General features: G+C 73.8%; 21 protein-coding genes and 2 pseudogenes. 14 read left to right on the forward strand and 9 right to left on the reverse strand.

Annotated features, from left to right (window positions below):
* Positions 1-29: 29 nt before the first annotated feature.
* The 3 genes from RM780_RS22870 to RM780_RS22880 form a co-directional block, all read right to left on the reverse strand.
* Positions 30-677, reverse strand: coding sequence for a DoxX family membrane protein (locus RM780_RS22870; RefSeq protein WP_311632738.1), 648 nt, complete (start codon positions 675-677; stop codon positions 30-32).
* 131 nt (positions 678-808) lie between these two features.
* On the reverse strand, positions 809-1,522 hold the full coding sequence (locus RM780_RS22875) for a universal stress protein (protein ID WP_311632739.1): 714 nt from the start codon (positions 1,520-1,522) through the stop codon (positions 809-811).
* A 145-nt stretch (positions 1,523-1,667) separates the two neighbouring features.
* The gene (locus tag RM780_RS22880; RefSeq protein ID WP_311632740.1) at positions 1,668-2,228 is read right to left on the reverse strand and encodes an Rv1733c family protein; all 561 of its coding nucleotides are present in this window, start codon (positions 2,226-2,228) and stop codon (positions 1,668-1,670) included.
* A 270-nt stretch (positions 2,229-2,498) separates the two neighbouring features.
* Here RM780_RS22880 and RM780_RS22885 point away from each other — a divergent pair, with 270 nt between their 5' ends.
* Together RM780_RS22885 and RM780_RS22890 are read left to right on the forward strand one after the other, a co-directional pair.
* Positions 2,499-3,182: a response regulator transcription factor gene (locus tag RM780_RS22885; protein WP_311632741.1), complete on the forward strand. Its 684-nt coding sequence runs from the start codon at positions 2,499-2,501 to the stop codon at positions 3,180-3,182.
* 76 nt (positions 3,183-3,258) lie between these two features.
* Complete coding sequence (locus RM780_RS22890; protein WP_311632760.1) at positions 3,259-4,263, forward strand: 2-hydroxyacid dehydrogenase; 1,005 nt, start codon at positions 3,259-3,261, stop codon at positions 4,261-4,263.
* A 75-nt stretch (positions 4,264-4,338) separates the two neighbouring features.
* Here the strand turns inward: RM780_RS22890 and RM780_RS22895 are convergent, their stop codons facing one another.
* The gene (locus RM780_RS22895) at positions 4,339-5,202 is read right to left on the reverse strand and encodes a universal stress protein (protein ID WP_311632742.1); all 864 of its coding nucleotides are present in this window, start codon (positions 5,200-5,202) and stop codon (positions 4,339-4,341) included.
* Between the two features lie 213 nt (positions 5,203-5,415).
* Here RM780_RS22895 and RM780_RS22900 point away from each other — a divergent pair, with 213 nt between their 5' ends.
* From RM780_RS22900 to RM780_RS22910, 3 genes are all read left to right on the forward strand, one after another.
* The gene (locus RM780_RS22900) at positions 5,416-5,853 is read left to right on the forward strand and encodes an STAS domain-containing protein (RefSeq protein WP_311632743.1); all 438 of its coding nucleotides are present in this window, start codon (positions 5,416-5,418) and stop codon (positions 5,851-5,853) included.
* A 112-nt stretch (positions 5,854-5,965) separates the two neighbouring features.
* Complete coding sequence (locus tag RM780_RS22905; RefSeq protein ID WP_311632744.1) at positions 5,966-6,724, forward strand: CBS domain-containing protein; 759 nt, start codon at positions 5,966-5,968, stop codon at positions 6,722-6,724.
* The gene (locus RM780_RS22910) at positions 6,721-7,203 is read left to right on the forward strand and encodes a Crp/Fnr family transcriptional regulator (RefSeq protein ID WP_311632745.1); all 483 of its coding nucleotides are present in this window, start codon (positions 6,721-6,723) and stop codon (positions 7,201-7,203) included. The genes RM780_RS22905 and RM780_RS22910 overlap by 4 nt, the downstream gene beginning before the upstream one ends.
* 3 nt (positions 7,204-7,206) lie before the next feature.
* Here the strand turns inward: RM780_RS22910 and RM780_RS22915 are convergent, their stop codons facing one another.
* The gene (locus RM780_RS22915; RefSeq protein ID WP_311632746.1) at positions 7,207-8,934 is read right to left on the reverse strand and encodes a sensor histidine kinase; all 1,728 of its coding nucleotides are present in this window, start codon (positions 8,932-8,934) and stop codon (positions 7,207-7,209) included.
* A 444-nt stretch (positions 8,935-9,378) separates the two neighbouring features.
* On the opposite strand from RM780_RS22915, the pseudogene RM780_RS22920 reads away from it, so the two are divergent.
* The 6 genes and pseudogenes from RM780_RS22920 to RM780_RS22945 all read left to right on the forward strand — a co-directional run.
* Positions 9,379-9,546: pseudogene (locus RM780_RS22920) on the forward strand (BREX system ATP-binding domain-containing protein); the annotation flags it as partial.
* A gap of 181 nt (positions 9,547-9,727) precedes the next feature.
* Entirely contained in the window at positions 9,728-10,570 is an 843-nt protein-coding gene (locus RM780_RS22925; RefSeq protein ID WP_311632747.1) for a nitrilase-related carbon-nitrogen hydrolase, read from the forward strand.
* Entirely contained in the window at positions 10,567-11,889 is a 1,323-nt protein-coding gene (locus RM780_RS22930; protein WP_311632748.1) for an aspartate aminotransferase family protein, read from the forward strand. Before RM780_RS22925 ends, RM780_RS22930 begins: the two co-directional genes overlap by 4 nt.
* Complete coding sequence (gene hydA, locus RM780_RS22935; RefSeq protein ID WP_311632749.1) at positions 11,886-13,295, forward strand: dihydropyrimidinase; 1,410 nt, start codon at positions 11,886-11,888, stop codon at positions 13,293-13,295. The genes RM780_RS22930 and hydA overlap by 4 nt, the downstream gene beginning before the upstream one ends.
* Before the next feature lie 27 nt (positions 13,296-13,322).
* Positions 13,323-14,339, forward strand: a complete 1,017-nt coding sequence (locus RM780_RS22940; protein ID WP_311632750.1) for a TIGR03842 family LLM class F420-dependent oxidoreductase — start codon at positions 13,323-13,325, stop codon at positions 14,337-14,339.
* A gap of 80 nt (positions 14,340-14,419) precedes the next feature.
* On the forward strand, positions 14,420-15,952 hold the full coding sequence (locus RM780_RS22945; RefSeq protein ID WP_311632751.1) for an NCS1 family nucleobase:cation symporter-1: 1,533 nt from the start codon (positions 14,420-14,422) through the stop codon (positions 15,950-15,952).
* 109 nt (positions 15,953-16,061) lie between these two features.
* On the opposite strand, the pseudogene RM780_RS27905 reads toward RM780_RS22945, so the two are convergent.
* Positions 16,062-16,277: pseudogene (locus RM780_RS27905) on the reverse strand (polyprenyl synthetase family protein); the annotation flags it as partial.
* 122 nt (positions 16,278-16,399) lie between these two features.
* Positions 16,400-17,677: an MFS transporter gene (locus RM780_RS22950; RefSeq protein WP_311632752.1), complete on the reverse strand. Its 1,278-nt coding sequence runs from the start codon at positions 17,675-17,677 to the stop codon at positions 16,400-16,402.
* Positions 17,678-17,862: 185 nt separating this feature from the next.
* Between RM780_RS22950 and RM780_RS22955 the strand changes: the two genes are divergently transcribed.
* A complete protein-coding gene (locus RM780_RS22955; RefSeq protein ID WP_311632753.1) occupies positions 17,863-18,510 on the forward strand; it encodes a dihydrofolate reductase family protein in 648 nt (215 codons plus the stop codon).
* 56 nt (positions 18,511-18,566) lie between these two features.
* Here RM780_RS22955 and RM780_RS22960 read toward each other — a convergent pair whose 3' ends face one another.
* The gene (locus RM780_RS22960) at positions 18,567-19,739 is read right to left on the reverse strand and encodes a Dyp-type peroxidase (protein WP_311632754.1); all 1,173 of its coding nucleotides are present in this window, start codon (positions 19,737-19,739) and stop codon (positions 18,567-18,569) included.
* Between the two features lie 85 nt (positions 19,740-19,824).
* Here RM780_RS22960 and RM780_RS22965 point away from each other — a divergent pair, with 85 nt between their 5' ends.
* On the forward strand, positions 19,825-21,168 hold the full coding sequence (locus RM780_RS22965) for a right-handed parallel beta-helix repeat-containing protein (protein ID WP_311632755.1): 1,344 nt from the start codon (positions 19,825-19,827) through the stop codon (positions 21,166-21,168).
* 7 nt (positions 21,169-21,175) lie between these two features.
* Here the strand turns inward: RM780_RS22965 and RM780_RS22970 are convergent, their stop codons facing one another.
* Positions 21,176-21,841 carry a hypothetical protein gene (locus RM780_RS22970; protein ID WP_311632756.1) on the reverse strand — a complete coding sequence of 222 codons (666 nt, stop codon included), beginning with the start codon at positions 21,839-21,841 and terminating at the stop codon, positions 21,176-21,178.
* A gap of 359 nt (positions 21,842-22,200) precedes the next feature.
* Between RM780_RS22970 and RM780_RS22975 the strand changes: the two genes are divergently transcribed.
* The coding region (locus RM780_RS22975; protein WP_394813055.1) for an SdrD B-like domain-containing protein at positions 22,201-24,546 on the forward strand (2,346 nt) is incomplete at its 3' end.

Consider the following 24,546-nt stretch of genomic DNA (forward strand, 5'->3'; position numbering starts at 1 on the left):
GAGCCAAGGGGGCGGCGCGGCAGGGGAGTTCAGCGCAGCCAGGGGGCGTCGCGGACGACGGGGAGGCGCTCCCAGCGGCCGGCCAGGCCCCAGGTGGCGCCCGCGTGGGCGGCGGCGAGGGCGATCAGGGCGGCGGCGTAGATGACGTGGTAGTCGATCAGGGGGTTCGTCGACATGCTGAGGGAGCCGTCGGCCAGGGTCTGGTCGAGCGGCCACTCCGCGGCCCACATCAGCGCCATCATCACGGTGCCGCCGGCGGCGGCCAGGCGCAGGGCGACGCCGCCGAGGAGGGCGAGGCCGATGGCGAGCAGGCCGAGCATGAACGTCCAGTCGGCCCAGGCGTCGCCGGCCCAGCCGTGGAAGGTGTCCTCCAGCGGCCCGACGGAGACGTGGCTGAGGAATCCCTCGGTCGGGGAGCCGCCGTCGACCCAGCCGCCGCCGGCCGGGGTGGCGTACTCCCAGCCGAAGGTCTTGTCGAGGAACGCCCACAGGAAGACGAGGCCGGTCAGGATGCGCAGTCCGGCCAGGGTGCGTGCCGCGGTGGTGGCGGCGGTGGTCGTGGTGGCCCCGGTGGTCGTGGTGGCGGCGGTGGTCGTGGTGGCGGCGGCCCGGCGGGAGCCGCGCCGGGAGGGGAAGCGGAAGCCGGCGGGCCGGCGGGTGTGGTCGTGGACAGCCATGGTGTCTCGTCCTTCCGGGGGTTTTCCTCGGTTCGCGTTGACGCCTTCACCATCCCGCCGCGGCCCCGGGGAGCCTCAGGGGTCACGGGTCCCGGGCCCTGGGGCCGAACGGCCCTGCCGCGCGGGCCCGTTCAGTCCGCCCGGGCGGCGACGGGCGCGGGGATCAGCAGGAGAGGGCAGTCGGCGCGGCGCAGCAGGGCGCGGAGGGCGTGTCCCAGGTGCGGGCCCGCGGACGGGCCGGGCGGGTGCTTCCGGTGGAGGGCGACGACCACGAGGTCGGCGTCCGCGCTCGCCCGCAGCACGGCGTGCACCATCCCGCCACGCGCCCGCTCCACGCGCACGGCCGCGCCCCGCCGGTCGGCCTCGGCGAAGGCGCAGGCCGCGGCCTCGACGTCCGCGTCGCCCGCCACGCACAGCAGCACGCCGCCGTGGCGGGCGCGGGGCGGCGGGGGCGGGCCGGTGCGGACCACGCCCGGGACGACGAGCAGCGGGCCCCGGGTCAGCGCGATCAGGCGCCGGGTGACGGAGCCCCGCAGGTGCCCGGCCACGCCGCCGGACGCCTCGCGGCTGCCGACGACCGTGAGCGCGGCGTTCCGGCTGCGTTCGGCGAGCACCCGGGCCGGGTCGCCGACGGCCGGGACCGGCACGGCGGTCAGCTCCGGGTGCCGGTCGACGACGTGCCACAGGGCGGCGGTGAGGACGGGCCGGGCCTCGTCCGGGTGCGGGACGGCGTGGAGGATATGGAGGACGGCGCCGCGCCGCAGCGCCTCGCGGGCCGCGTGGTCCAGCGCGCGGAAGGCGGTGGCGGATCCGTCGATGCCGGCGACAACGTGCTGGGAGGTCATGGCCTGCCCCCTCGTCTTCGTCGTGCGGCCCGGCCGCCTCTCGCGTGCCCGGGACCGGTAATCGTCAGGAACGGGGCTGTCGGGAACGGGGCGGTCGGGTGCCGGGGCGGCGTTGCCCGGACGACGGGCGCGCAACGGCCGTTGCTCAGGCGCGGGGCGACCACTGCGGGGCCACGCGGGCCCACTCGCGTTCCCATCGCCGCGCCCGGCCGGCGTCCAGCCGGGCGCACGCCCCGCCGCGCACGCCGAGGGCGACCAGGCAGACCCCGGCTGCCGCCGACCCGCCCAGCAGGGCGCCGGCCGTGTAGGCCGCGGCCGGGGTCAGGGGCGGATCGCGCAGCTCGCCGTCGGCGTCCACCCACACGGGCACGGAGCCGCCCGGCTCGGCCCCGGCGCCGACCCACGCCTCCCCGGACCTGGCCTCGCCGTCGGGCCCGGTCCAGCGGACCTCCGCCAGATACCGGGCGCCGCCGGGACCGCCGCCGTCCGGAACGGGCAGGGATTCCTCCAGGACGGCGGTGGCCGGCGAGACGCCCTCGGCCGAGCGCAGCAGCGCCGAGGAGACGCCCGCCCCGGTCGCGGCGCCCGCGGCCGGCGCGCCGACCGCGAGGACCACCACGGTGGCCACGCCCAGCCACGCCTCGGCGCGGTCCGAACGCCGCCTGAGCGGATTCCTGCGCCAGCGCCACAGCATCTTCCTGCTCATGGTCGGAGCTCCCCTTCCGTCGCCCGGGGCGGGCCGGCGCGCGCCGGCCGTGGTCGCATCGGCCGTGACCGACGCGGCGACCGTCCCACGGCCCGGCCGCCGGGCCCCAGGAGCCGAACAGCTCCGCCGCCCGGACGACCGGCCCACTCCCGCTCGCCGCGGATTGGTCCGTTCGGCCCTGGCCGGGAGCGGCGCGGGAGTCCACCATCGACAGGGGCGGTCCGGCCGGGCCGTCCCACAGGCGAAGCCGGGGCGAAAGAAGCACAGGACATGGGCCAGGCGCGGGAGTTCTCACCGCAGGACCGGATCAGGGTGTTCCTGCTGGACGACCACGAGGTGGTGCGGCGCGGGGTGCACGACCTGCTGGACGCCGAGCCGGACATCGAGGTCGTCGGCGAGGCGTCCACCACCGCCCAGGCCCTGGCCCGCTGCCCGGCGCTGCGCCCGGACGTGGCCATCCTCGACGTCCGGCTGACGGACGGCGACGGCATCACCGTCTGCCGCGAGCTGCGCTCCCGCATGCCGGAGCTGGCCTGCCTGATGCTGACCTCGTTCGACGACGACGACGCGCTGCTGGACGCCATCATGGCCGGCGCGGCGGGCTACGTCCTCAAGCAGATCAAGGGCTCCGACCTCATCGCCGCGGTGCGCACCGTCGCCTCGGGCCAGTCGATGCTGGACCCGGCCACCACCGCGCGGCTGATGAGCAGCCTGCGCGGGGAGGACGCCCCGGCCGAGCCCGAGGCCGCCGCGCTGGCCGGGCTCTCGCCCCGGGAGAGGGAGATCCTGGCCCTCATCGGCGAGGGCCTGACCAATCGTCAGATCGGCAAGCGGCTCTTCCTGTCCGAGAAGACGGTGAAGAACCACATCTCCCGCCTCCTGGCCAAGCTCGGCGTCGAACGCCGCGTCCAGGCCGCCGTGCTGGCCAGCAGGCTCGACCCCCCGCGCGCCTGAGGCGCGCCGCGACGGCCCGGCGTCGGCCGCCCCCGGCCACGGACGCGAGAAGGTGAGACCCGTGCACGCGCGAACCCTGGACATCACCGCCTACGGCGTCACCGCCGACGAACGCCCCCTGCTGGAGGCCGCCTTCCGCGACCGGCACTCCTTGCGTTGCCTGGAGCTGACCCTCGACCGGGACACCGTGGCCACGGCCGCGGGCCGCGAGGTGGTCTGCAGCGGCGTCAACGACGCCCTGGACGCGGACGTCCTGCGCAGGCTGGCCGAGGGCGGCACCCGGCTGATCACCCAGCGCGCCACCGGCCACAACAACATCGACCTGCCGGCCGCCCGCGCCCTGGGCCTGGCCGTCGCCCGGGTGACGTCCTACTCGCCGCACGCGGTGGCCGAGTTCGCCTGGGCCCTGGCCCTGGCGGTCAACCGCCGGGTGGCCCGGGCGGTGACCCGCACCCGCGACTTCGACTTCCGGCTCAACGGCCTGATGGGCCGCGACTTCCACGGCCGCACCGCGGGCGTGCTGGGCACCGGCAGGATCGGCGCGGCCTTCGCCCGGATCGCCGCGGGCTTCGGCATGCGGCTCCTGGGACACGACCTCGCCCCCGACCCCGGCTGCCTGGAGCTGGGCATGGAGTACGTCCCTCCCTCCCGGCTGTTCGCGGAGGCGGACCTGGTCAGCCTGCACCTTCCGCTGCTGCCGGAGACCCACCACCTCGTGGACGCCGCCGCGCTGGCCCGGATGAAGGACGACGCCATCCTGGTCAACACCAGCCGCGGCGGCCTCATCGACGCCCACGCCCTGGTGGACACCCTGCGGGCGGGCCGCCTCGACGGAGTCGGGCTCGACGTGTACGAGGAGGAGGCCGGGGTGTTCTTCTTCGACCACTCCCTCGACGTGATGACCGACGACACCCTGGCCCGGCTGATGACGTTCCGCAACGTCCTGGTCAGCTCGCACCAGGCGTACTTCACCCGGGACGCGGTCGGCCAGATCGTGGCCGCCACCGCCCGGAACGTCGAGGACTACCTGGCCGGGGTCACCGGCGAGAACACGCTCGTCGCGGCCCCCGCGCGGCCCTGAGCCGGGCGGCCCCGGGCCGGGCGGCCCCGAGCCGGGCGGCCCGGGGCCGCCCCGGGCCGCCCGGCGGTCGCGCGGTCAGGCGTGCGGCACCACGGCCAGCGGGGCGACCGCGTGGTGCATCAGCGCGTGCGTCACCGGGCCGATGCGGGCGCCGGCCCGCGAGGCGCGGATGCGGCGGCCGACGATCACCAGCGAGGCGTCGTACCCGGCCTTGACGAGCTGCCGCGCCGGCCGGCCCATGACGGCCTGCTCGCGCACCACGACCCCGGGGTACTTGGAGCGCCAGGGGGCCAGGGCGTCGGCCAGCGCCCGGTTGGCGTCCTCGGCCATGATCGCGGCGACGCCGGGCGCGATCGTCGAGGGGGAGAAGCCGTAGACCGGCGGCACCCGCCAGCAGTGCACGACCCGCAAGGGCGCCTCGTGCCGGGCGGCCGTGTCGAAGGCGAACGCCAGCAGCTCCTCGGCCGCGTCGTCGAGATCGAGGCCGAGCACGACGTCGGGCGCGGGCGGCTCGGCCAGGACGTTGCCCGGCCGTACCAGGACGACGGGGCACTCGGCGCGCGCGACCGTGGCCTGGGCCACGGAGCCGATGAAGAATCCGGCGACGCTGCCCAGCCCGCGCGAGCCGATGACCAGCAGCTCCGAGCGCGCCGCCGCGTCCGCCAGGACCTCCGCTGGCGCGCCCGTGCGCTGCTCGTAGGAGATCTCCAGCCGGGGGTGGCGCGAGCGCAGGCTCTCGGCCGCCTCCCGGGGCAGCCGCTCGGCCCAGTAGCGGTAGGTGCGTTCGTCGTCCTGAGGCAGCACGGGGTATGCGGTGGTCTCCCACGCGTTCAGCAGCCGCAGGGGCAGCTCGCGGCGGAGTGCCTCGCGGGCCGCCCACTCGGCGGCGGCACGGCTCTCGGGTGAGCCGTCCAGGCCCACGGTGACGGTGCGGATCATGGCGTACCTCCGGCAGGTAAGCGGCGGAAAGCTTCGCCGTGAGCGTCCCGCCCGGCGGGGCCCGGCGGTCAGGGGCCACAGGTCCCCGCAGGGGTGCCGCCCGGGTCCCCCGCCGGGGCCGTTCGGCCCTAACCGCGCCCGGTCGCCGGGCCGTTGGCTGGGAGCCGGTCAGTCGGCCGGCAGTCGGCCGGGCAACGAGAGGGGTGCGGAACGATGGTGGTTGACGTCTTGCCGGAACGCCGGGCCGTCCCGGGGCACCGCTCGCTGCCGGGCCCCGGGGAGGCGGGGAGCGTGCGGTGGTGGAACGCCGCTCCCGGCACGCTGGTCGCGGAACTGCGCGGGGAGATCGACCTGCTGACCGCGCCCGCCGTCTCCGAGGGGCTGGCGGCGCTCGCCCGGCGCGGACCGGACCGGCTGGTCGTGGACCTGCGGCCGGTGACGTTCCTGGACTGCTCCGGGCTGCGCCCCCTGTGCCGGGCCCACGCGCTGATGGCCGGCCGCGGTGGCCGGCTGAGCCTGGTGGCCGGCTCCCCGCGGGTGCTGCGGGTGCTGCGGCTGGCGCGGGCGCTGCCCGCCTTCACCCTGCACCCCGACCTCGCCGGAGCCCTGGCGGAGCCCATCGGCCCCGCGCACGCCCCCGTTCGGCCCTAGGCCACGGCCGGCCGGCGGCGGAGCGTATGAACCCGCGGCGACGAGGGATAACGCCGCCGGAACACCAGCAGAGACAGCAGGACCAGCAGGACCAGCAGAAACGAGGATCGCCATGAAACAGCGCATGGTGGGCACCGTGATGACCGGCGATGTCGTCCGGGCCGCGCCCGGCACGCCGCTGAAGGACATCGCCGGCCTGCTCGCCGAGCACCGGATCAGCGGCCTGCCCGTGGTGGACGACGACGAACGGGTGCTGGGCGTCGTCTCCGAGGCGGACCTGATGGCCCGCCAGGCCTGGCGCGGGGAGCGGCGCGGGCACCGCCGCCTGTTCCGCGCCCGGGGCCGCGCCGCCCGGGGCCGCGGCGGACGCGACCCCGGCGCGGCCGGGCAGGCCGCCGGCGGCCCGCCCGCGTGGACGGCGGCGGAGCTGATGTCGGCCCCGGCGATCACCGTCCGCGCCACCGACCCCCTCGCCAAGGCGGCCCGCACCATGGCGGACCACCGCGTCAAGCGGCTCCCCGTGCTCGACGAGGAGGACCGCCTCGTCGGCATCGTCAGCCGCCGCGACGTGGTCGGCGTCTTCCTCCGCCCGGACGCCGAGATCCGCGCCGAGATCGAGGACCGCGTCCTCGTGCGTTCCCTGTGGCTGCCCGCGGGCGCGGTCGAGGTCACGGTCACCGATGGCGTTGTCACGCTGGACGGCGCGGTCGAGCGTCTCAGCGAGATCGCCATCGCCGTCCGGCTGACCGCGCAGACCGACGGCGTGGTCGACGTCGTCGAACGCCTGGCCTACAGCCGCGACGACACCCCTCTGAGCCCGGGCGAGGCCTGGCCCGGCGGCACCGCCGACGGCTGGCGGCACCGCTCATGACCGGGCCCGCCGGTCCGGCCCCGACCGCCGTCGGGTCGCGCTTCCTTGCCGGGCTGCCGGCCGCCGGCCGGGAACGCCTGCTCGCCCACGGCCGCCCGGTGACCTTCCCCGCCGGCGCCCGGCTCTTCGAGGAGGGCCGGCGCGCCGACCGGTTCTGGGTCATCCGCTCCGGAACGGTCGCCCTGGACCTGCACGTGCCCGGCCGCCGGGCGATGGTGGTCGAGACGCTGCCGCCGGGCGAACTGCTGGGCTGGTCCTGGCTGTTCCCGCCCTACGCCTGGCAGCTCGGCGGCGCCGCGCTCGGCCCGGTGACGGCGGTCGAGTTCGACGCCACGGCCGTGCGGGCGTTGTGCGAGCGGGACGCCGCCCTCGGGCACGCCGTCTGCCGGCAGGTCGCCGAGACCATCGCCCGGCGGCTGCGCAGCTCCCGGCGGCGGCTGCTGGACGTCTACGGGCCGTACGGCAGTGGTGCCGGCTGACCGTCAGCCGGGGGGCAGCGGCACCCGCCACTCCAGGCGCGTGCCGCCGGAGGGCCCCGGCGCGGCGGTCAGCGTGCCGCCCAGCTCGGCCGCGCGTTCCGCCAGGTTCCGCAGCCCGCTGCGGCGCCCGGCCGCCGACGGCAGCCCGACGCCGTCGTCCGTGACGGCCAGCGTCAGCGCGCCGCCCGCGACGAGCACGGCCACCTCGGCCGAGCCGGCCCGGGCGTGGCGGGCCACGTTGGACAGCGCCTCGCGGAGCACGGCGACCGCGTGGTCGGCCACGGCCGGCGGCACGTCGGTGTCCACCAGGCCCTCCATCCGCAGCGCCGGGGTGAAGCCGAGCCCGGGAACGGCCTCTTCGACGGCCCTGGCCACCCGCACCCGCAGGCCCTGGCCGCCCGGTCCGGCCTCGCGGACCCGCAGGCCGAAGATCGTGGAGCGGATGATCTTGATGGTCTGGTCCAGGTCGTCCACGGCCCGGGTCAGCCGCTCGGCGGCCTGCGGGTGGTCCACGAAGCGCAGGGTGCTCTGGAGGGTCATGCCGGTGGCGAACAGCCGCTGGATCGCCAGGTCGTGCAGGTCGCGGGCGATCCGGTCCCGGTCCGCGAGCAGCGTGAGCTGCTCGGCCGCGCGCCGCCGGTCGGCCAGCTCCAGCGCCAGGGCGGCCTGCCCGGCGAACGTCAGCAGCGGGGCCGTCTGTTCGGCGGTGAACGCGGGCTCCCGCTCGGCCCGGGCCAGCAGCAGGACGCCGCGGGTGCCGCCGCTGGTGCCCATCGGCACCGCGACGGCGGGGCCCAGCCCGGCCCAGCGTCCGGCGCCGGCCGCGGCCCGGGGGTCGCGCCCGATGTCGGCGCTGATCACCGGCTCGCCCGCGGCCACGGCGGCCCCGGCGAAGGAGTCCTCGCGCGGCACCACCTGACCGCGGTGCTCCTCGGCGCCGCTGCCGGAGGCCAGCGCGACCCGCAGCTCCCCGGAATCGGCGTCGGACAGCAGCAGCACGCCCAGATCGGCCCCCAGGATGCGGCGGGCGTGCCCCACGATGAGCTCCAGCACGCCGCTCTCGTCGGTCCCGGACAGCAGGCTACCGACGATCCCGGCATTCGCCTCCTGCCACCGCTGGCGGCTGCGGGTCTCCTCGTACAGGCGGGCGTTCTCGATCGCCACCCCGGCGGCCACCGCCAGGGTGGCCAGCACGGTCTCGTCCTCGGTGTCGAACTCCCGCCCGCCACGCTTCTGCGTGAGGTAGAGGTTGCCGAAGACCTCCTCCCGGACCCGGATCGGCACCCCCAGGAACGAGTGCATCGGGGGGTGGTTCGGGGGGAAGCCGTACGAGGCGCGGTGCTCCGACAGCTCCGCCAGGCGCAGCGGCTCCGGGTGGCGGATCAGCTCGCCCAGCAGCCCGTGGCCGGCCGGCAGCGGGCCGATGGCCGCTACCCGCTCCTCCTCGATGCCGACCGGGATGAACTGGGACAGCCGGTGCTCCTCCTCCCGGCTGATCACCCCCAGCGCCCCGTACTCGGCATCCACCAGCACCACGGCCGCCTCGACGATCCGCCGCAGCACGTGCGCCAGGTCCAGCTCCCGGCCCACCGACAGCACGGCCTGCAGCAGCCCGTGCACCCGGTCCCGCGTGCCGCGCACCTCGTCGATCCGCGCCTGAAGCTCGTCCAGCAGCTCATCCAGCCGCAACCGCGGCAACTGCTGGCCCCGCTCCTCGCTACCCTCCCCCACGCGCGCTCACACCCTTCCTCGACGGGGCTTCAGAGTACGACTCCACGCCGCGGGCCGGACAGGCACACGGGCGACGCGAGCACCGACGTGGCGTTGCCGTCCCCTGGGCTGGAGCACCGCCCCTTCCCGGCACCCGCCCGCCCACCGTGCGCCTGCCCACCGGCGAGTACCCCTGGCCGGCGACCCGGGGCGAGACTCCTACAGCAAGTGAGGCATCCGGTCTCCGCCCTCGGTCCGCGCGCTGACCGGGTTGCGTGCCTGCCTGGACGAGCACCTACTTACGCTCTTCCGGACGTTGCCGCCCAGCGATTCGGTCGCGAACCCGCCTGGGTTGATGAGAACTCCGGCAAGACGTTCCTCGCACGCTGGCTCGCCGAACGGGCCGAGCGGCACGGCCTCGACGTGAGCGAGGTACGGATCTCCGAGACGGTCTCAGCCGAGGACGAGGGCCTGCTCACCGTCCTGCGGGACTGTGGGCAGCCCGGTCTCCTGCCGGTCCTCGACGAGGTGGAGACCCTGCAGCGGGTGCGCGGCGACGTGCGCGAGAAGTCGCTCAACGCGCTGCGCCAACTCCTCGACGAGATCGACGCCGGAGCGGGGCGACGGCCCGGCTGCGGCAGGCGTACCGCGAAGTCCCGGGCGGCGCCCGGTCAGGTCGCGAGCCCGCGCCACCTGACCAGGCCACCGCCGAAACGTGATCGCCTCGACGACGTAACGCAGGCGATCTTGCCCGCGTAGGTGACGACTCCTACGGTGTCTCATCTACGCCAGTAGACATCTCGTGGGGGTACCCATGTCCAATACCGTGCGTGCCGCGCTGGTTCAGGCGACCTGGACCGGCGACACCGCGTCGATGGTCGACAAGCACGAGAAGCACGCGCGGGAAGCCTCCCGCATGGGTGCCCAGATCCTGGGCTTCCAGGAGGTCTTCAACGCCCCCTATTTCTGCCAGGTGCAGGAGTCCGAGCACTATTCCTGGGCTGAGCCGGTGCCCGGCGGTCCCACCATCCGGCGCATGTGCGCGCTGGCGAAGGAGATCGGACTGGTGCTGGTGGTGCCGGTGTTCGAGGTGGAGGACGCCGGCCACTACTACAACACCGCGGCCGTGATCGACGCCGACGGCAGCTACCTGGGCAAGTACCGCAAGCACCACATCCCGCAGGTCAAGGGCTTCTGGGAGAAGTACTACTTCCGGCCCGGGAACCTGGGCTGGCCGGTGTTCGACACGGCGGTCGGCAGGATCGGCGTCTATATCTGCTACGACCGGCACTTCCCCGAGGGCTGGCGCGCGCTGGGCCTGGCCGGTGCGCAGCTCGTCTACAACCCGTCAGCCACTTCCCGCGGGCTGTCCGCCTACCTGTGGAAGCTGGAGCAGCCGGCCGCCGCCGTCGCCAACGAATACTTCATCGCCGCCATCAACCGCGTCGGCACCGAGCCGTACGGCGACAACGACTTCTACGGCACAAGCTACTTCGTCGATCCGCGCGGCCAGTTCGTCGGCGCGGTCGCCAGCGACACGGACGAGGAACTCGTCGTGCGGGACCTCGATTTCGGGGTGATCGGCGAGGTGCGGCAGCAGTGGGCGTTCTACCGGGACCGCCGGCCCGACGCCTACCAGGGGCTGGTCACGCCGTGACGTCGCCCGACGGGCTCCTGTCGCGGCACCGGGCGGTGCTGCCCGACTGGCTCGCCCTGTACTACGAGCGGCCGATCGAGATCACCCGTGGTGAAGGCCGCCACGTCTGGGACGCCGAGGGCAACCGCTACCTCGACTTCTTCGGCGGCATCCTCACCACCATGACCGCCCACGCCCTGCCCGAGGTGACCAGGGCGGTCACCGATCAGGCCCGCCGGGTTCTGCACACCTCCACGCTCTACCTCAACCGGCCCATGGTGGAGCTGGCCGAGAAGGTGGCCGGCCTGTCCGGCATCCCCGACGCCCGGGTCTTCTTCACCACCTCCGGCACCGAGGCCAACGACACAGCGCTGCTGCTGGCGAGCGCGTATCGCCGCTCCAACCAGGTGCTGGCCATGCGCAACAGCTACCACGGCCGGTCCTTCTCCACCGTCGGCATCACGGGCAACGCCGCCTGGTCACCCACCAGCCTCTCCCCGCTCCAGACCCTGTACGTGCACGGCAGCGTCCGGTCCCGCGGGCCGTTCGCCGGCCTGCCCGACGGCGAGTTCATCGACGCCTGCGTCGCCGACCTGCGCGATCTGCTCGATCAGACGGGCGGCGTCGCCGCGCTGATCGCCGAGCCCATCCAGGGCGTGGGCGGGTTCACTTCCGGGCCTGACGGGCTGTTCGCCGCGTTCCGCGAGGTGCTGAACGAGCGGGGCATCCTGTGGATCAGCGACGAGGTGCAGACCGGATGGGGCCGCACGGGCGAGCACTTCTGGGGCTGGCAGGCGCACGGCGCCGCCGGGCCGCCGGACATGCTGACGTTCGCCAAGGGCATCGGCAACGGCATGTCCATCGGCGGGGTGGTGGCCCGCGCCGAGGTGATGAACTGCCTGGACGCCAACTCGATCTCCACCTTCGGCGGCAGCCCGGTCACCATGGCCGCCGGCCAGGCCAACCTCGGCTATCTCCTGGAACACGATCTGCAGGGCAACGCCCGCCGCGTGGGCGCGCTGCTCATGGAGCGGCTGCGGGAGGCCGCGGCCGGCGTGGACATCGTGCGGGAGGTGCGCGGACGCGGGCTGATGATCGGCATCGAGCTGGTCGCGCCGGGCACGGACGAGCCGAGCCCCGTGCTGGCGTCCGCCGTGGTGGAGGCCGCCCGCGAGGGCGGACTGCTGATCGGCAAGGGCGGCGGCCCCGGCGGCAGCGTGCTGCGGGTCGCACCGCCGTTGTCCCTCACCGAGGCGGAGGCCAAGGAGGGCGCGGCGATTCTGGAGCGGGCACTGGCAGCGGCGAGTGCGGCGAAGGCAACGACGGGAGGCGTGGCGTGAGCCGGACGGTGATACGCGGTGGGCTGGTGATCACCGCGGCCGACGAGGTCGAGACGGACGTGCTGATCGAGGGTGAGAAGGTCGTCGCGCTCCTGGCGCCCGGCAGCGACGCCGCCGAGGCGTGTCAGGCCGGCGCCGACCGCATCATCGACGCCGCCGGGAAGTACGTCATCCCGGGCGGCGTCGACGCCCACACGCACATGGAGCTGCCGTTCGGCGGCACCTTCGCCTCGGACACGTTCGAGAGCGGCACGATCGCCGCCGCGTGGGGCGGCACGACCACGATCGTCGACTTCGCCGTGCAGAGCAGGGGGGCCGCGCTGCGCGAAGGGCTGGACGCCTGGCTCGCGAAGGCCGAGGGGAACTGCGCCGTCGACTACGGCTTCCACATGATCGTCTCGGAGGTCACCGACGGGTCCCTGAAGGAGATGGATCTCCTCGTCGACGAGGGCGTCACGTCGTTCAAGCTGTTCATGGCCTACCCGGGCGTCTTCTACAGCGACGACGGCCAGATCCTGCGCGCCATGCAGCGGGCCGCCGGCAACGGCGGGACGATCATGATGCACGCCGAGAACGGCATCGCCATCGACGTGCTTGTCGAGCAGGCGCTGGCCGCCGGCCGCACCGCCCCGCGCCACCACGGCGAGGTCCGCCACGTCCTGCTGGAGGCCGAGGCCACCCACCGCGCCGTCCAGCTCGCGCGCGTCGCCGGGTCCCCTCCGCTGTACGTGGTGCACGTCTCGGCCGGCGAGGCCATCGCCGAGCTGGCGCAGGCCCGCGACGCCGGACTGCCCGTCTTCGGCGAGACGTGCCCCCAGTACCTCTTCCTGTCCATCGACAACCTCGCCGAGCCCGGCTTCGAGGGCGCCAAGTACGTGTGCAGCACGCCGCTACGCCCCCGCGAGCAGCAGGCGGCACTGTGGCGGGGACTGCGCACCGACGACCTGCAGGTGGTCTCCACCGACCACTGCCCGTTCTGCTTCACCGGCCAGAAGGAGCTGGGTCGCGGGGACTTCTCGAAGATCCCCAACGGCCTGCCGGGCGTGGAGAACCGGATGGACCTGCTCCACCAGGCCGTCGTCGACGGCCACATCTCCCGCCGCCGCTGGATCGACATCGCCTGCGCCGCGCCCGCCCGGATGTTCGGCCTCTACGGCCGCAAGGGCACCATCGCCCCGGGCGCGGACGCCGACATCGTCGTGTACGACCCGGCCGCCCGGCAGACGCTCTCCGCCGACACGCACCACATGAACGTCGACTACTCCGCCTACGAGGGCCGGGAGATCACCGGGCGGGTGGAGACCGTGCTCTCCCGTGGCCAGATCATCCTCGACCAGCGGCGGTTCACCGGCCGCCCGGGCCACGGCCGTTTCCTGCCGCGCGGCACCTGCCAGTACCTGAGCTGAAACGCCGAGTCGAGGGAGCTTGTCGTCATGGACTTCGGACTCGTCCTGCAGGCCGACCCGCCGGCCGCGGACGTCATCGCGCTGATGCGCCGCGCCGAGGAGGCCCGCTTCACCCACGGCTGGACGTTCGACTCGGCCGTGCTCTGGCAGGAGCCCTTCGTCATCTACAGCCAGATCCTGGCCCGTACCGAGCGCCTGACCGTCGGCCCGATGGTGACCAACCCCGGCACCCGCACCCCGGAGGTCACCGCCTCGACGTTCGCCACGCTCAACGAGATGTACGGCAACCGCACGGTCTGCGGCATCGGCCGCGGCGACTCCGCGATGCGGGTCGCCGGCCGGCCGCCGGCCTCGCTGGCCCGGCTCGGCGAGGCCATGGACGTCATCCGCGACCTGGCCGAGGGGCGGGAGGCGTCGGTGAACGGCACCCCCGTGCGTCTGCCGTGGGTGCCCGAGGGGGCCAGCCTCCCGGTGTGGATGGCCGCGTACGGGCCGAGGGCCCTGGCGCTGGCCGGGCAGCGGGCCGACGGCTTCATCCTGCAACTCGCGGACGTCTTCCTCACCGAGTGGATGGTCAAGACGGTGCGGGCCGCGGCGGCCGAGGCCGGCCGTGACCCGGCGGCGGTGACGATCTGTGTGGCGGCCCCGGCGTACGTCACCGCGGACGCCTCGCCGGCCGCGCTCGCCCACGCCCGCGAGCAGTGCCGCTGGTTCGGCGGCATGGTCGGCAACCACGTCGCCGAGCTGGTCGCCCGTTACGGCGAGGGCTCGGGCCGAGTGCCCGACGAGCTGACCGCGTACATCAAGGAGCGGCAGGGCTACGACTACACGCATCACGGCCGCGCCGGGAATCCTGACACGGTGTTCGTGCCCGACGAGATCGTCGACCGCTTCTGCGTGATCGGCCCGGTGGAGGCGCACGTGGCCAAGCTCAGGGAGCTGAGGGCCGTGGGCGTGGACCAGTTCGCGGTCTACGCCATGCACGACGCCAGGGAAGCCGTCATCGACGCCTACGGCGAGCACATCATCCCCGTCCTGGGCTGACTTCCAGCCCGCCCCGACCTCACCCGCACGGCCGTTCGCCATTCCCCGAGTCCCCGCACCACCCAGCGAAGGGCCCCCTCATGACCGACACCGTCCCCGCTGCGGCGCTGCCCGAACCCGGACCCGGGTCCCCACCCGCCGCCGGCGACCGGTTCGCCAACGCGGACCTGCGGCCTGTCCCGGCCACCGAACGTACCTGGACGACGTACAACTTCGCCGCCCTGTGGGTCGGCATGGCCGTCAACGTCCCCACCTGGACGCTGGCGTCCGGCCTGATCGGCGTCGGCATGGACTGGACACAGGCGGTCCTGACCATCGCCCTGGCCAACGTCATCGTGCTCGTCCCCATGGTGCTGACCGGCCACGTCGGCCCCAAGTACGGCATTCCCTTCCCCGTCCTGGCCCGGGCCTCCTTCGGGGTACGCGGCGCCAACCTGCCGGCCCTGATACGCGGCGTGGTGGCATGCGCCTGGTTCGGCATCCAGACCTGGGTGGGGGGCCAGAGCATCTACTTCCTGACCGGACGGCTATTCGGCGCGGACAGCTGGTGGGCCGACGCCGGCGAGATCGCGGGCCGTCCCTGGACGCTGTGGCTGAGCTTCATGGCGTTCTGGGTTCTGGAGATCGCCATCATCCTGCGCGGCATGGACACGCTGCGCCGCTTCGAGAACTGGGCCGCGCCGGTGATGCTGGCCGGGGCCGTGCTGCTACTGATCTGGATCGCGAACGAGGCGGGTGGTTTCGGCCCGCTGCTCGACCAGCCCTCGCAGCTCGGCTGGGGGGCCGACTTCTGGGATGTCTTCTTCCCGTCCCTGATGGGGATGATCGGCTTCTGGTCCACGCTGTCGCTGAACATCCCCGACTTCACGCGCTTCGGCACCGGGCAACGCGCCCAGGTGTGGGGCCAGTCGCTCGGCCTGCCCACCACGATGGCCGCGTTCGCCCTGCTGTCGGTGCTGGTCACCTCGGGCTCGCAGGCGGTCTATGGCGAGCCGGTCTGGGACCCCGCGGAGCTGGCGGCCCGCATGGACAGCGAACTGGCGGTGGTTTTCGCCCTCTTCGTCCTCCTGCTCGCCACCCTCACCACCAACATCGCGGCCAACCTGGTCAGCCCGGCCTACGACGCCGCCCATCTCGCACCGCGGCACATCACCTTCCGTACCGGCGCGCTGATCGCGTGCGCGGTCGGGGTGCTGATGGCGCCGTGGAAGCTGTACGAGGACCCGGACATCTACATCTTCACCTGGCTGGGCACGGTCGGCGGCCTGCTCGGCACGGTCTCGGGCATCTTCATCGCCGACTACTGGCTGCTGCGCCGCACCCGTCTCGACGTCGAGGACCTCTACAGGGCGGAAGGCCGCTACTGGTACGACCGCGGCTGGAACTGGCGAGCGCTGGTCGCCTTCGCCGCCGGTGGCCTGCTGGCGGTGGGCGGCTCGTACTCCGGCCCGTTCCCGGAGGACGGCCTGATCCCGTTCCTGCAGCCACTCGCCGACTACGGCTGGGCGGTGGGGCTGGCCACCTCGCTGGCCGGGTATCTGGCGCTGATGCGCTTCGCCCCGCCGCGCGGGCAGGTCCTGGAGGGAGGGGCACCGACGTCGTCGGGAGGGTAGCCGACGTCCAGGGAGAGAGGCTCGCCGTCCAGGCCGGTGAGGATGCGGGCTCGCGGCACGTGCCGGAGCACAGGCGCGGCCTGACCGCGCTGGAGATGCCGTAGTCCTTTGCGCGCAGCAGCTCCATGGAGGCCGCCGCTCGCACCAACGCGTCGCTGTCCGGCTGGCCCGCCGCTCGCCATCCCCAGCAGGAGAACGCCGCAGCCGCTTGCCCTCCGCGACCGCCGTCTTGTGCCACGCCGTCTCCGCCCACTGCTGCACCTCCAGCGTCGTGCCGGTCACATGCCGCCTTTCGAGCGCAGTGTCGGGCGGGAGAGCGGAATATCCCATGATCGAGTGATTAATCGATCAACCGTGCGTGACGGGGGCCGGGAGTCGGGGAGCTGAAGCGGCGGGAGGCGAGCCCTCCGCGGTTGATGACGAACGGCCGGCCAGGCGTTGCGTGGATCAGTGGGCCCGGGCGGGCTCGGTGGGGTTGGCGTGGGTGGGGAACTCGTTGTTCGTGTGGTTGCGGAAGCCGATGATGGCCGCGGCCATGCCGATGACGACCAGCGCGGTCAGCATGGCGAACAGGCCCTGCGGGCCGGCGGCGGCGAGGCGTGGCGTGACGAGGGCCAGCACCGCGGCCAGAAGCCGGGCGACGGCGATGATCGTGCCCTGGGCGGTGGCCCGGAGCAGGGTGGGGAAGGACTCCTGCGCCCACACCTTGAAGACCGCCTCGAAGGCGATGGAGTTGGCGATGGCCAGCAGGAGCTGCCACACGGCCAGGGTGGCGGCGCTGACCCCGAACACGGTGGGCGTCAGGTGGGACAGCACGTAGCAGGCGGCGCCGGCGTAGAAGACCGGCATCCGGTAGCGGGTGTCGACGACCCGCATGAACAGCACCGCGAACAGCAGCGCGAGGGTGAGGCCGATGAGTCCGATCAGGGAGGAGAACTCGACGGTGGAGTCGGCGACGTTGACCCACAGGTAGGTGCCGAACTGACCGGAGGTGTTTCCCGCGAGGTTGACCAGGGGGTAGAAGAGGAGCAGGCAGACGAAGGGGACGGCGTACGTCCCCTTCAGCAGCGCGCGGATGGGGACGCGCTCGGTGCGTGCGGCGCCTCCCTCCCGCTGCCGCTCGGCGCGGGCGGCGAGCCATACCGGTGACTCCGGCAGGCCGACGCGGCAGGCCAGGACGAGCAGCGCGATCACCCCGATGTGGCCGAAGCTGATCTGCCCGCCGAGCCTGTCCAGGCCGCCGAACGCCACCGCGAGCACGAGCGGGATGACGATGCCCACCGTCCACAGCACCTGGGAGAAACTCACCATCTTGCCGCGGTTCTCGTCGTTCGCCGCCTCGGCGATGGTGGCGATCGAGACCGGCAGGTCCGCGCCCGAGGACAGGCCGCCGAGGATCGCGCCGGCCAGCAGCATCGGGAAGCCGGTGGCGCAGACGTTCAACGCCATCGCGACGGCGATCCCGAGCATGGTCACGCCGAACACCGGTTTCCGTCCGAACCGGTCGCCGAGCCGGCCGCCGGTCACGGAGCCGATCGCGAGGCCCAGGGTGAGCGCGAAGGACAGCACGCCGATCTCGTCACCGGTGAGCCCGAGCGGGTCCTCGTACAGGACCAGCGAGGTACCTGTCGACACGATCACGGCGGCGTCGAGGTAGGACGCCATGCCGGCCACCACGGCGATGTACCAGGGATTCAGCTCTCTTCGAGGCGCAGAGGACGACATGGGGGGCCTTCCGGTCGCGAACCGTTCAGCCGGGAAGTCAATGCGGCCCGCCGGACGAGCGTCACCCCTGAACCACCCCTAAAAACGCGGACCAGGGTTCCGGCCGGGCCGCGAGGGCGAGCGATGAGTTTTCGCGGCCCGGGGAGTCTCCTCATCGTTGTCGACTCACTGCCCAGGAGGAGCACGTGGCACAGCTGCTGAAGGTCCAGAATTTCAACGTCTCCAGTGACGGGATCGGCGCCGGCGAGGACCAGAGCCTCGAGCGCCCGTTCGGCCGGGCCATCGACCCGGCGAAGCTGTTCGCCTGGGCCGGTGCCACGGCGAGCTGGCCCAATCGCACCGACCCCGGCGGGAGCCGGGGCCTGGACGACTACCTCACGCGGGACTTCACGCACAACATCGGCGCCGAGATCATGGGCCGCAACAAGTTCGGGCCCCAGCGCGGTCCGTGGCGCGACCACGAGTGGCGCGGCTGGTGGGGGGACGAGCCCCCCTTCCACACCCCGGTGTTCGTCATGACCCACCACACGCGTCCCTCGTTCACGCTCTCGGACACCACCTTCCACTTCGTGGACGGCGACCCGGCCACCGTTCTGGAGCAGGCGCGGGAGGCGGCGCAGGGCAAGGACGTCCGGCTCGGCGGCGGGGTGACCACCATCCGGCAGTTCCTCGACGCCGACCTCGTCGACACCCTGCACGTGGCGGTCTCGCCGGTGAAGCTCGGGTCCGGACTACGCCTGTGGGACTCCCCCGACGAGCTGCTCGACCGGTTCCACCTCGACGTCGTGCCCAGCCCGAGCGGCGTGACGCACCACCTGTTCTGGCGCAGGTGACGACCCTGCGGCCACGTCGCCGAGGTCGGCGCCCGCGTCCCTGCCCGGCTCGTGGATCAGCCGAACAGCGTGGAGCCCAGCGGGCGTCGGGGGCCGTGGCCGGGGAGGATCAGGAAGGTGGCGGTGGCGGTGGTGGTCGTGAAGGGAAGGAGTGCGTCGGAGGCGTCCATGCGGGTGAGAGTGGACGTGAAGGTGCGCAGGTCGTTCTGGAAGCTGATGAAGAGGAGGCCGGGGGCGGGGGCGTCGATGCTGTAGGAGCGGCGGAGCATGTGGCCGACGCCGACCGCCGTGGGGTTGGCCCTGCGGACGTGGGCGTCCGCGGGGACGAGGTAGCGGCCGTCGGGTGTCTTGGCGTTGAGGCCGGGGGCCGAGTCGACGCTGCCGCCGGAGAGGGGGACGCCGCTGGCCCGGTGGCGGCCGAAGACCGCCTCCTGCTCGGCGAGGGACAGGGCGGCGAACCGCGTCAGGTCGATCTCCATGCGCCGCAGCACGGCCAGGGTGCCGTCGGCGACCGCGGGCGGGCCGGCCAGCCACAGGTCGCGTTCCTGCTCGGCGGCGGTGTGCGGGCCCACGATGCCGTCGATGAAGCCGAGCAGGTTGCGCGGCGCGGTGCGGTCCTCGGCCACCGGCACCTCCGCGCCGCGGCGTCCCGCCTGCCGCCAGCGTTCCCGGAGGCGGTCGCCGGCCTGGTCCAGCAGAGCGGTGGCGACGACCGGCAGCAGCAGCGCGTCGCCGGCGCAGATCTGGATCAGCAGGTCACCGCCGCGTTCCCGTGCGGCGACGCGCTCGCGGGAGAAGGGCGGGAGGTCGGCCGCGCCGGGCAGTTCGGCCCCGGCCGTCCGGACGAGGCGCGGGCCCACGCCGACGGTCACGGTCACGTCGCCCGGGGACAGGCCCAGCAGGCGCGGGTCTGACCCGGCGGCGAGGGCCCGGATGGTCTCGCCGAGTTCGGCCAGCAGGGGTCCGGGCGTCACCGTGGGGCCGAGGTCGGCCACCAGGGCCAGCAGGTGGGGCTGGGCCGCCCGGGGGAGCGTCACGCCCGCCTGGTGCCGGCCCGTCACCGCGACCGGGCGGGGCGTGGCCGCCGCGGAAGGGACAGGGACGGGCTCGTCGGGCCGGCCGGACCGGGGGGAGTCCCCCGAGCACCCGGCGAGGAGACCGGCGGCCACGGTGGCACCCGTGACGTCGAGAAACGCGCGGCGTGACGGCGAACGTTCGGCGCGGGGCATGGTGCGTACGATGCCACACTCAACTGCCCCGTAGCAGCCGGTAGTTCGGCGCTCCCATGGGGTGACGCCATGTCAGACTGGGATCATGTCTCGATGGGTTCTTCGCGTGGTGACGGCCGCCCTGGCCGGGCTGACGCTGGTGACCGGCTGCGGCGGCGGCGGTGGCGACGACGGATCGGGCGAGGGCCGGCGGCCGGACGGCGCGGAGGTGACGATCCGGGTGCCGGCCGACGCTCCGACGATCTCGGACGCGGTGTCCCTGGCCCGGCCCGGTGACCTGGTGCTGGTGGCGCCGGGCGTCTACCGCGAGTCGGTGCGGATCGACACCGAGCGCGTCACCCTGCGCGGCGAGTCCCGGGCGGAGGTGGTCATCGACGGGCAGGTGCGGCGGCCCAACGGCGTGGTCGTCACGGCTCCCGGCGTGGCCGTGGAGAACCTGACCGTGCAGAACAACACGCACAACGGCCTGCTGGTCACCGGCTCGGCCGCCGCGGTCAACGCCCTGCCGGGGGACGGCGGTTACGACACCGGCGACGAACCCGTGCGCCTGCTGGACTCGTTCCTGGTCTCGCACGTGACCGCCACCCGCAACGGCCTCTACGGCATCTACGCGTTCTCCGCGCAGAACGGCGTCATCGAGCACTCCTACACCTCGGGCGGCGCGGACTCGGGGATCTACGTCGGCCAGTGCAGGCCGTGCCGGATCGTGGTGCGGGACAACGTCTCCGAGCTCAACGCGGTCGGTTACGAGGGCACCAACGCCGGCGGCGACCTGTACGTGGTCGGCAACCGCCTGGCCGGCAACCGCGTCGGACTGACCACCAACTCCGACCACCAGGAGCAGTTGCTCCCGCAGCGTGACGCCGTCGTCGCGGGCAACCTGATCGCGGACAACCAGCAGCCTCAGACCCCCGAACAGGCCGACGGCGGCTGGGGCATCGGCATCGGCGTCGACGGCGGCAGCGACAACCGGTTCCTCCGCAACCTGGTCACCGGCCACGCCAACGCCGGGCTCGTGATCACCGCGACCGCCGACCTGACGGCGGACCGCAACCGGATCACGGAGAACACCTTCACCGCCAACGGCCTCGACGTCGGCTGGACCTTCCCCACCGCCACCCGGGGGGAGGGCAACTGCCTGGAGGGGAACGAGCTTCGGACGACCGTGCCCGAGGGGCTCGCCTCCGGCGCGTCCTGCTCCATCCCCGACACCTCACCCACGCCCTCCGGGAGCTGGCGCGGCCCGGCGGCGCCCGCGGGCATTCCCTTCACCGAGGTGGCCGCGCCCGCCCCGCAGCCGGAGCTCCCGGGGGCCCGCACCTCCGGCGCCACCGTCGTGCCGGACGTTCCCGAGCTGCCGGTCGTCGAGGACGTCGCGCTGCCCTCGCCGTCCCTGCTCGCCGACCGCGCGCGGGTGCGGACCTCCTGAGCGGCGGCTACGGCGCCGGGCTGGCTCCGGGCAGCGGCTGGACGGGGACGTACGCCCGGGTATCGAAGTCGAGGATCACCGGCTCGGGCGCGGAGGCGATCCGCACCTCGGCCCGGTGCATGGTGCCCTCCGCGTCGATCCAGTAACGCACGGTCTGCGACGCCCCGTTGTCGGGGGCGGCACCGCCGGGCTCGGTGCTCGCACCGGACTCGGCCCGCGCGCGCGGCCCGCTCATGATGTCCGTCCGGTGGCCGCGCACCTCCTCCTGCCCGAGCCAGACCGCGCCGTTCTGCGGCAGCAGCGTGGCGTTGTCCGGCCGGTCGCTGCCGAGGTCGAGCACGATGGCCAGCGCGCTGTCCAGCGTCATGCCGGCGTTCAGCAGCGGACGGCTGTGCCAGCCGGAGGCGGGCGGCGAGGCCGGGGCAACGGCCGGGGGGTCCGCCATGGGGTGGACGAGGACGGTGGTGGCCGTCCACTGGATCAGCCCGTCGCTGGACGCGTCGCGCCCGGCCCCCCGCACCACCCCGTAACCGGTGTGGGCGCGGTAGTCGACCGACGCGGTGATGACCAGCCCGCCGTCGACGTTCGGCACGTCGATCGTCACCGCCCGGCCTCCGGCCTGGTGGTTGAGGAATCGCGTGATCGCCAGCCGGTTCACCTCGTCCGAGGTCAACGCCCGCGGACCGGCGGAGCCTTCGCCACCGAGAAGGACGAAGGCGCCGGTCGTGGCAGCCGCGACGAAGAAGGCCGCCGCCGCCCACCGTAATCGCGGCCACCGGCGACGCCGCTTGACGCCCGCGCTCCGCGCGCTGCCGTTCCGCACCCTGGGACCTCGCGCCTCGCTGCCCCGCGCTCCGGCGTCCCGGGCTCGACCATTCCGCACGCTCCGCACCCTCCGCACGCCGCGTGAGCATAACAGTTCGTACCGTGGCGCCCTCGAACTCCCCGGTAGGCGAATATCACGGCCCGTCAACTTGTAGTCTCTGTGCGTAAGTTGCTGGGTCTGCATGAGCTCGGGACGAGGGGAGCGCAATGCGATTAGGTGTACTGCTGCGGATGGGGCTGTCCGGCGTGCTCCTTGCTGGGGGCGGCGCGGGCGTGGTCCTGGCCGGCGCGGGGCAGGCCGGAGCCGCGACCTCCGACGGCACCCTGACCGTCGAGGTCCTGCGGGACTTCTTCGGCACCGGCGTGATCAACGCGGCCATGGACGTTCCCCAGCAGGGAATCCAGGTCGAGGTCACCGACCCCGGGGGCAACCGCGTCACCGGCGTCACGGACGTCACGGGACGAGTCGTCGTGCCGCCGTCCAGCGAGCTGACCGGCGGCCGTTACCGGGTCGACGTCACGGTCCCGGAGGCGTACCGGGACCATCTGCGGGCGGCGCCCGCCTCGACCGCGCCGAACCACTTCGACAGCTTCACCTCGTTCGTGGACGTCTCGGACGGCCAGGACGACTCGGTGACCACCGGCGTCTGGAACCCGGCCGACTACGCCCTGCCCGACACCCGTTACTTCGTGCCGATCCAGAGCGGCGCGGGCGGGACGGAGACCCGGGCCCTGGTGGCGTTCGGCACGGACGTCCGGGGCATCTGCCCCGAGCAGGAGGCGTGCCCGGAGGTCCTCAACACCCAGGAGCAGGTGGGCACGACCTACGGGCTGGCCTACGACCGTTACCGCGACCGGCTGTTCCAGGCGGCGTTCGCCCGGCGGTACACCGAGTACGGGCCGGAGGGCGGCGACGCGATCTACGTCCAGCCGGCCGACGGCGGCGCCCCGGCGCTGTTCGCGACGGTGCCGGGCGCCACGGAGACACCGCACGACACCGGCAACCTGATCAAGGACGCCGGGTTCACCGACGCGCCGGGCAAGGAGAGCATCGGCGGCCTGGCCCTGTCGGAGGACGGCTCGACGCTGTACGCGGTGAACCTGCTCACCCGGAGCCTGGTCACCTTCGACGCGACCGGGGCCACGGCCTCGGCGCCCGAGGAGACCGTGCCGATCCCCGACCCGGGCTGCGCGGCGGACGGGGACTGGCGGCCGTTCAGCGTGGCCGCCCACGACGGCAGCCTGTACGTCGGGGGCGTGTGCAGCGCCGAGAGCACCCAGGACCGCGCGGACCTCAGGGCCGTCGTCGCCACCTATGACGGCGAGGACTTCACCACCGTGCTGTCCCAGCCGCTGGACTTCGAGCGCGGCGAGGTGCTCACCAGCGGCTCCGGCCGCGACCAGGTCAATCACTGGAATCCGTGGAACACCGACCTGGCGGACTGGGACTCCTTCCAGGTGGGCGGCGCGATGATGAATCCGCAGCCGGAGCTGGCGGGGATGGCCTTCGCCCGCGACGGCTCGCTGATCCTCGGCTTCCGCGACCGGTTCATGGACGTCGTGAGCTGGGGCGGTCTCGACCCGAGGCCGGGCAACGACACCCCGCAGAACGGGATGTCCGGCGGCGACATCAACATGGCCTGTGCCAGGCCCGACGGCGGGTACGACTGGGAAGGCACCGGGATCTGCCCCGACCACGCCACGGACCCGGCCCTCGACGGGGTTCAGCCCGGCGGCGTCGTCGAGTACTTCCCCGGGGACTTCTTCCCGAACGGCGGCTCCGCGACCAACCCCGGGCCGCACCAGGAGTCCGCCCTGGGCTCGGTCGCCTACATCCCGCAGCAGCAGTGGGTCGTCAGCACCCAGATGGACCCGGCCGGCCGGGTCATCACCAGCGGCACCGGCTACTACGACGTCACCACCGGCCTCGGTCCCGGCAACGACCCGGCCGGCAACGCCTACGAGTTCGTCGGCCCGAACCAGAACGGGTTCGGCAAGGCCGGCGGCCTCGGCGACATCGCGTACGCCGCGGCGAACGCGCCGATCCAGATCGGCAACGTGGTCTGGTACGACGGCGACCGCAACGGCCTCCAGGACCCGGGGCACGTCCTCCTGCCGGGCGCGACGGTCAACCTCCTGGACGCCGGGGGCGAACAGGTCGCCACGACCACGACGGACGCCGCCGGCGAGTACTACTTCGGCGGGGTCGGCGCGGACTACGAGCTGACGCCGGGCGCCGAGTACACCGTGCAGTTCGACGTCTGCACGGCGGACACCAGCGGGGTCCCGGGCCAACCGCCCGCCGCCGACCTGCGGTTCACCCTGCCGCGCGCCGGCGACGACACGGTCCACGACTCCAACGTGACCCCGCCGGCCTCCGGCCGGCTCTGCAACGGCTACGCACCGGTCACGGCGCCGGACGCACCGGGGGAGGTCGACCACACGATCGACGCCGGCGTCCACATCCCGGCGCCGGAACCGCCGTCGCCCACGCCGACGCCCACCCCGCCCGATTCCCCCACCCCGACACCCCCCGATTCCCCGGCCCCGGCG

It is taken from the genome of Streptomyces boetiae (assembly GCF_031845405.1).
GTDB lineage: Bacteria > Actinomycetota > Actinomycetes > Streptomycetales > Streptomycetaceae > Streptomyces > Streptomyces boetiae.

Bases quoted from the DNA above. Each gene is read 5' to 3' on its own strand.
- RM780_RS22895 (WP_311632742.1), bottom strand. From the start codon at position 5,202: ATGATCCGCACCGTCACCGTGGGCCTGGACGGCTCACCCGAGAGCCGT.
- RM780_RS22900 (WP_311632743.1), top strand. From the start codon at position 5,416: ATGGTGGTTGACGTCTTGCCGGAACGCCGGGCCGTCCCGGGGCACCGC.
- RM780_RS22870 (WP_311632738.1), bottom strand. From the start codon at position 677: ATGGCTGTCCACGACCACACCCGCCGGCCCGCCGGCTTCCGCTTCCCC.
- RM780_RS22910 (WP_311632745.1), top strand. From the start codon at position 6,721: ATGACCGGGCCCGCCGGTCCGGCCCCGACCGCCGTCGGGTCGCGCTTC.
- RM780_RS22965 (WP_311632755.1), top strand. From the start codon at position 19,825: ATGTCTCGATGGGTTCTTCGCGTGGTGACGGCCGCCCTGGCCGGGCTG.
- RM780_RS22945 (WP_311632751.1), top strand. From the start codon at position 14,420: ATGACCGACACCGTCCCCGCTGCGGCGCTGCCCGAACCCGGACCCGGG.
- RM780_RS22925 (WP_311632747.1), top strand. From the start codon at position 9,728: ATGTCCAATACCGTGCGTGCCGCGCTGGTTCAGGCGACCTGGACCGGC.
- RM780_RS22880 (WP_311632740.1), bottom strand. From the start codon at position 2,228: ATGAGCAGGAAGATGCTGTGGCGCTGGCGCAGGAATCCGCTCAGGCGG.
- RM780_RS22885 (WP_311632741.1), top strand. From the start codon at position 2,499: ATGGGCCAGGCGCGGGAGTTCTCACCGCAGGACCGGATCAGGGTGTTC.
- RM780_RS22960 (WP_311632754.1), bottom strand. From the start codon at position 19,739: ATGCCCCGCGCCGAACGTTCGCCGTCACGCCGCGCGTTTCTCGACGTC.
- RM780_RS22875 (WP_311632739.1), bottom strand. From the start codon at position 1,522: ATGACCTCCCAGCACGTTGTCGCCGGCATCGACGGATCCGCCACCGCC.
- RM780_RS22940 (WP_311632750.1), top strand. From the start codon at position 13,323: ATGGACTTCGGACTCGTCCTGCAGGCCGACCCGCCGGCCGCGGACGTC.
- RM780_RS22905 (WP_311632744.1), top strand. From the start codon at position 5,966: ATGAAACAGCGCATGGTGGGCACCGTGATGACCGGCGATGTCGTCCGG.
- RM780_RS22950 (WP_311632752.1), bottom strand. From the start codon at position 17,677: ATGTCGTCCTCTGCGCCTCGAAGAGAGCTGAATCCCTGGTACATCGCC.